Raw genomic sequence first — 6,588 nt, forward strand, 5'->3', positions numbered from 1 at the left:
ATTAAAAACCTCAAAAACTGTTAAGATGATTTATTTACATGCGTACCATTATACAATACTGGTATTGCCGCTGCTATAAGGATCATACCCATAAAAGCAGGTGCTGAATGACCAAGTGATACATAGATTTGACCTCCAATGATAGGCCCAATCATTCTTGCTAAAGCCTGAATAGATTGGCTGCCTCCTTGTATCCTTCCTTGTTTACTAGAACCCACAGACTTAGATAGCATCCCATTGAACGAAGGCCCAAAGATTGAATCACCAAAACCAAATATAAACATTCCAGCGATAAGAATAGGATAAAATAAGAATAATGCAGATGCTGCAATAAAACTGTAACCTATAATCTCTGAAGCCATTCCAAGAATTGCTATCTGTTTATCACTAAATTTTATCAAAAGCTTTGGCATTATTAGGCCTTGTGAAATGATGTCTTGGAATCCCATAATTGAAAACATAAGTCCAATTATTGCAGGCTGAAAGCTGAAAGTATCCATTGTAAATTGTGAAAAAACTGCCTGCAGGGATCCGTTAGGTATCCAAATTAAGAATGCTGAGACAAGTAGCCTTTGTAAGTTTTTCATAGAAAGTATGTTTGCAAGCTGTGTAAATGGATTCAGTCTTATAAATGTAATTTCTTTCAGTCTATTATTCTTATTAAGACTCTCAGGCATAAAAAAGAATCCATAAACAACATTCAATAAAGTTATTATTGCTCCAAAATACAAGGGTACAGAATAACCAAACTTGGCAAGTAATCCACCTAAAGTTGGACCAATGACGCCACCTACACCTACAATTGCGCTCATCCATCCAAAATATTTAGTTCTATGTTCTGGAGGAATGATGTCTGAAAAATATGCAAAGATAGTGCTTATGGTTCCGCCTGTTATACCATCTATTATGCGCCCAGCAAATAGTACCCATAGCGCTCCTCCTATGCCAAAAATTAAGTACCCGATTACAGAGCCCAAAAGGCATATTAAGAGCACTGGACGACGACCATACTTGTCGCTCAAAGCTCCAAGTCCAGGGGCTGCAAAAAACACGCATACTGCATAAACAGAGGTAAGCAGCGTAACAACTATAGCTTGTTCCCCAGGATTACTTGTATAAGGTTGTACTAAGAATGGGACTACAGGCGATATGATACCAAAGCCTATTCCGCAAAGAAATACGGAGATAAGACCGAATATTAAAGCATTTTTATCTACTGTTTGCTCTATACTATGTTCATTGTATGATTTAGATTTAGACATTAAAATTCTCCTCTCAAAAGTTATATTTTGTTTCCTAGTCAACAAATTTATCATATCATCATTTTGTTTCCTTGTCAACAAAATAACAACAATAAAAATGCAGCCAATTTTTAATAAAGTTTGGCTGCATGTGGTCTTGCTATTTAGATTTATTACGATTTAAGATCTATATCCATCTTCTTTATTTCTTCATCAAGATGCCTGCTATAATTTTCTAAAAATTTAAGCATAACGTCAAATTGATCATCAGTTACCTGCTCAAATACGCATTTATCTCGTTCCTGAGATTCTTTATGAAGTTTCTCATGGATGTTATAAATTCTTTGCCCTTCTTCAGTAAGCCTAAAATAGAGCTCTTTCTTATTATCTGGCTTCTGATAGCTTTCAATGGCACCTTTTTTTATGAGCTTCTTGGTCATTTTGCTTATGGCACCCCTAGTCATATAAAGGGACTCTGCAAGTTTTGTCACGTTGGAATCTACATTTCTTCCGATGCATTCGATGTAATGTACTTCAGAAGACTTATAATCTTCAAAACTGCCTTCCATCTTAAACTTATTAAGCCAAGCAATTTTATTAAATAATTCCCTAAAACCCATCATGACCTGTTCTTCTTTATTCATGGCACATCCTCCCACCCGCTTATGCATTAAAAATATTATATTAAACTTTTGTTTCTGTTTCAACAATATTAAAATAATTATTTTAGGAATTAAACTATACACGAAAAAAGAGAACCAAAAGCGTTTAAGTACTGATTAGATAAACCAATCTGCTAAAGGGCAAATATCAAGACACTCGCATAAGACAGTAGGGTTAAGTCTGACTAACACCGGGTCTACAGTCTTAAATAAAATTTAGCTTTACAATTGTACAAATTCAAATGGATCGCCATGACCAGGATAAACAGTTTTTATATTCATTTTCCTTAACTTATTTACACTTTCAATTAATAATTTAAAATCATAAGCATTTGGTGCAATTTGAGGATTTTTCATATTCGAAAGAGTATCACCAGCAATTAAATCTCCATTTTCCATAAGAATACCAATGGAACCTAATGTATGTCCAGGAATATGTATTGCTTTTGCCATAATACCATATTCCTCTAGATTATAATTTTCATCAATATATATATCTGGTTGAAAACTTTCAAAGTCACTAAGTACTTTTAATAAGGTCTTCTTTATTAATTTTTTCATAAAGAAAAAAACAACTTTATAAATTACAGATTTATACTGACAATTTTCCATGACTTTTTCTATATTAGGTGAACTAACTAACTCTAAATCATCACAATGCATTGCTATTTGAGCATTATACTTATCTTTAATGTAACAGGCATTAGCAACGTGATCATTGTCTCCATGCGTTAATATAACAAGCCTTAAATTCCCAGGCTTACACCCCGCCTTATCCAATTCTTTCTCTAAATTATTACGTCTATTTGTAAACTCTTTATCCATAAACAAATGGCCACCAGTATCAAACAATACAAAATTATCATTTGTTCTTACTAAATAACAATTGACACCATCTAAATTAATTCTAATTATTTCTTGTTCCATAATACCTCCTCAAAATATGAATATTTATAGACACACTAAATTGAACCTAGATTTTTCTGATAAACTACCGAAATTATAAATATTTCATATGCGCCTATCACTTGTGATTTTTATGATATGCGCCATGTGTTTCTCCATACACCTTTAAATACAATTTATCAAATTCGGTTCTTTCTATATTAAAAAATTTAGTCCATGACTCAGAAAAACAAACATATGCATAATTAGGCATAAGGTTTGTAAAGAATTCTGCAATTCTTCTTTCTTGAACATCATAGTCTTCATTAGTATTTACTTCCAATTCTTTCTCAATCATAGTTTTCACAATACTGAATAGGATTGGCTGTTCTTGTGTTTTTTTCAATGAATCAATAAGAATTACTCTAATTAAATCCGCATTCCTCTGACCAAACTCATAATATAAAGTTTCCATCCGATTTACTGCTTCTTTGGATTTTTCTTCATGTGTTTCTTTTGTATTTTTAGATATAATAGTTGTGTATTCGCTTACAAAATTATTTATTAGTACTTCTAGAATTTCATCTTTGCTCTTAAAGTGATAGTAAATAAGCGACTTTGGTACATTAGCTTCGCGAGAAATCTCTTCAATTCTAGATCCCTCAAAGCTTTTTTCAGCAAATATTTTTACTGCTGCATTTAAAATTCTTTCATGTGCATTAGGGCGGTTCATTCATTCAACTCCTTTAACTTTAGTACTGAATGTTCAGTTTAATAATAACATAAAAAAAATTATTGGTCAATTATGGATTTACAAAGTGGTATATTCAACTTATGCTTTGCCATTCTGGATGTTTACTATCCGCACCAACTGCTGCAATTATTTCACTTAATACTAAAAGTGATTCTAATATTTACAAATTTATTTATAAATATTTATAAACAAAGAAATGATCTACTATAGTCTAATAGATCATTCTAAATATAGGTTAAAAATAGGAAAAAACTTATACTTTAAATATGCCTTTAACCTTAACTCATATATTCTTTAAAAGGTAATCGTATAATTTTTTTACTTTCATCACATCTATATTCTTGTGTACACTCGAAAGGTGTATTATTAACAAAATGCATTCCAATTTCATAAAATACTTCTGCCATAACATTAGGATCTTGTATAACAGTACCTAACATATACCCATTTTTTATGAGATTTAATGACTCTGGTATTGCATCCATTCCAATAACTGGTATAGTTTTTGTATCTTTGCCTTTATTATATCCAAATTCTTGTAGCGCTTTTACAGCACCTATTGCCATAGCATCATTATTAGCAATTACAACTTCAGTTCTACTGTTATACCTTACAATCAAACTTTCCATCCTCTGCTTTGCCAACTCTTCATTCCAATTGCAAAATTCTGATGCAAGCTGCTCCACTTTTATTCCTGAATCTTCAATAGTCATAATAGAGTATTTAGTTCTATCTGTTGTTCCTTCACTACTAACTCCACCTTGCAACACCACATATTGCATGACGTTATCCTTACTTCTATCCATAGATTCTTTATTTTTATACCATGTATTGGCTATCATTTTTCCTTGCAATCTTCCTCCTTGCTCTGAATCTGGCAATACATAATAAGCCTTATCATAAGATTTAACAATATTTTCATCTACTTTAAGTATTCGTTTGCTAGCAAAAATCACTGGAATATTTTTTTTCCTTAATTTTATTAATAATTCCCTTTGGATCATTCACCAAATCTACTAAACTTAATACTAAAACATCAACACTCCCACTTTGTAGCAGTGCATTGATATTTTGATTTTGTATAACCTTATCATTTTTACTATCATAGAAACTAAACTTAACTTTCCCTTCACTCTTCTTTTGGATATTTTCCAAGCTTTGTTTTAATTGCATAACATAAGGGTCATCAAACCGATAAAAGACTACACCTATATTAACTGGTTTTATTAAATTACAACATATATTATCGGGAACAGCTCCTATTAATGTTTCAACTACTATAACTATAACTATAATAATTATTACCATCTTCCTCAACAATTTCATCATAAAACCTCCTTAAACTTTACAATTAATAGGATTGGGTTTTAAAAATAAAATTATTCTATTTAGCGAAAAAATTTAGTGAGATAAAAGAATCCCACCAAAATGTTTCATTATATAAGGATGACCAAATAAATAAAACATATGATGGGATTTTGAAAAAACAATCTTTAAATTAATTCCTTCAAAAATTGTTAATATATTGTGAACCAACGATTATGCAATTAGTTCATTTCATATATTATAACAAATCTTTCAATTCAATACACTTTTTGTACAAAGGATCAAATTCGCAGCCACAGTTTCCGCATTCTTTATCTGCTTGCACTATTGCTTTGACTAAATCTTCTTTAGTCCCATTTCCATTAAGATATGCTTTTGAAGGAATAGCAAGCAAATCCCAACCAGATTCAGCAAACTTCTCCAAAATTGATTTTAGCTCTTCCATTATAAATCTCCTTTCAATATTTTGCTTATTATTTTTAGTATAGTAATATACTTTTTTCCCCTCCTCCTTTTACAAGCCCAATTTTCTATTTCAGGTCCTAGTTCTTCATAATGATAAAATATAATACTTTTCACCTTTTACTTCAATTGGGTCTTTATCTATGAAATTTCTTAATGCTGTTTTCTCTATTAACGCCATTCAGATGATTCTCCTTCTTTTAACCATTTAAATGTCTTTACTTTTTTATTATTTTGTATTTGGTAAACCGATGTATTTCCTTGGTTACTCATAATATATACATTTTTACTATCTTTACCAACTAAATATTCAAATTCCACATCAAGAATTTCCCCATTCTTATCATAATAATTCACAGAGAATTCATAGCAAGGTTCTTTAGGAACATTCCAGGCATCTCCTGTTGGAATATTCTCAGCACTATATTCTCTTCCATCAGTTGAAAGTTTTACATTACTATTTGTATGTCTTGAAATGAAGTTTCCATCTTCCTTTAAAATTAATTGTCTAGCTTCTTGTTGGGTTAGTGTTTTCCTGTTCTGTTCTTGTCTTGTTTCATTTATTTTTGCTAATTCTACAATAATTGTTGATGACAATTCATTCACTTTATTCTTTTGATTTTCATCTAAATCATTTTTATTAACTTCTTCTATTATTGCCTTAGCTTCATCATATTTCTTTTCATTTACTAAACTATCTGCTTTATCTATATCATTTTGTATTTTATCCTTTAACGAAATTTTATTTTCAATATCAGCATTAGATTGCTCCGAGGCTTTTTTTTCTACACTATTTCCACACCCAATTGCCGTTAAAACCAACAGCGTTAAAATAATACTAAGTAGTTTCTTCATATTAATTTTCCCCCATTAATAAAAATCATTTCATAATTATACCATTTATTCTCACATCACTGTTGTATTCTATTCATCTTTCTTTGTAAAATTCATTGCCAAATACTTCATAATATTCTTAATAACAATTGGGAAACGGTAACCACCCATACATCGTGTTTCACGACCCCAAAAGTATCTTGAATTTTATTTTTGTATAACTGATCCAGACAAAAAAATAGCTGATAGCATAAAATTCAATATTTTACTACTATCAACTATCATATTATATTTTCCCAAATTATTAAGTAAAATCACAGTTATTTATTTAAAAATAAATAAAAAAGATAGCCATTCTGACTATCTTCTATAATTACCTCGCAACGTCCTACTCTGCCACACAGTCTCCCATGCAGTACCATCG

Annotated in this window: 8 protein-coding genes; all 8 read right to left on the minus strand. The window is 30.7% G+C overall.

Annotation, left to right across the window (positions count from 1 at the left end):
* Positions 1 to 20: 20 nt before the first annotated feature.
* On the minus strand, positions 21 to 1,262 hold the full coding sequence (locus COL3_RS02995; RefSeq protein WP_008428996.1) for a tetracycline resistance MFS efflux pump: 1,242 nt from the start codon (positions 1,260 to 1,262) through the stop codon (positions 21 to 23).
* Between the two features lie 152 nt (positions 1,263 to 1,414).
* On the minus strand, positions 1,415 to 1,885 hold the full coding sequence (locus COL3_RS03000) for a MarR family transcriptional regulator (RefSeq protein WP_008428998.1): 471 nt from the start codon (positions 1,883 to 1,885) through the stop codon (positions 1,415 to 1,417).
* 240 nt (positions 1,886 to 2,125) lie between these two features.
* Positions 2,126 to 2,830 carry an MBL fold metallo-hydrolase gene (locus tag COL3_RS03005; RefSeq protein ID WP_008428999.1) on the minus strand — a complete coding sequence of 235 codons (705 nt, stop codon included), beginning with the start codon at positions 2,828 to 2,830 and terminating at the stop codon, positions 2,126 to 2,128.
* A 97-nt stretch (positions 2,831 to 2,927) separates the two neighbouring features.
* Complete coding sequence (locus COL3_RS03010) at positions 2,928 to 3,521, minus strand: TetR/AcrR family transcriptional regulator (protein ID WP_008429001.1); 594 nt, start codon at positions 3,519 to 3,521, stop codon at positions 2,928 to 2,930.
* Positions 3,522 to 3,820: 299 nt separating this feature from the next.
* Positions 3,821 to 4,498: a substrate-binding domain-containing protein gene (locus COL3_RS29185; protein WP_242982092.1), complete on the minus strand. Its 678-nt coding sequence runs from the start codon at positions 4,496 to 4,498 to the stop codon at positions 3,821 to 3,823.
* A complete protein-coding gene (locus COL3_RS29190; RefSeq protein WP_242982093.1) occupies positions 4,485 to 4,871 on the minus strand; it encodes a substrate-binding domain-containing protein in 387 nt (128 codons plus the stop codon). The genes COL3_RS29185 and COL3_RS29190 overlap by 14 nt, the downstream gene beginning before the upstream one ends.
* A gap of 235 nt (positions 4,872 to 5,106) precedes the next feature.
* Complete coding sequence (locus COL3_RS03020) at positions 5,107 to 5,313, minus strand: hypothetical protein (RefSeq protein ID WP_008429006.1); 207 nt, start codon at positions 5,311 to 5,313, stop codon at positions 5,107 to 5,109.
* A gap of 188 nt (positions 5,314 to 5,501) precedes the next feature.
* Entirely contained in the window at positions 5,502 to 6,185 is a 684-nt protein-coding gene (locus COL3_RS03025; RefSeq protein WP_008429009.1) for a hypothetical protein, read from the minus strand.
* Positions 6,186 to 6,588 lie beyond the last annotated feature (403 nt).

The organism is Clostridium sp. LS (assembly GCF_002760435.1).
Classification (GTDB): Bacteria; Bacillota; Clostridia; order Clostridiales; family Clostridiaceae; genus Clostridium.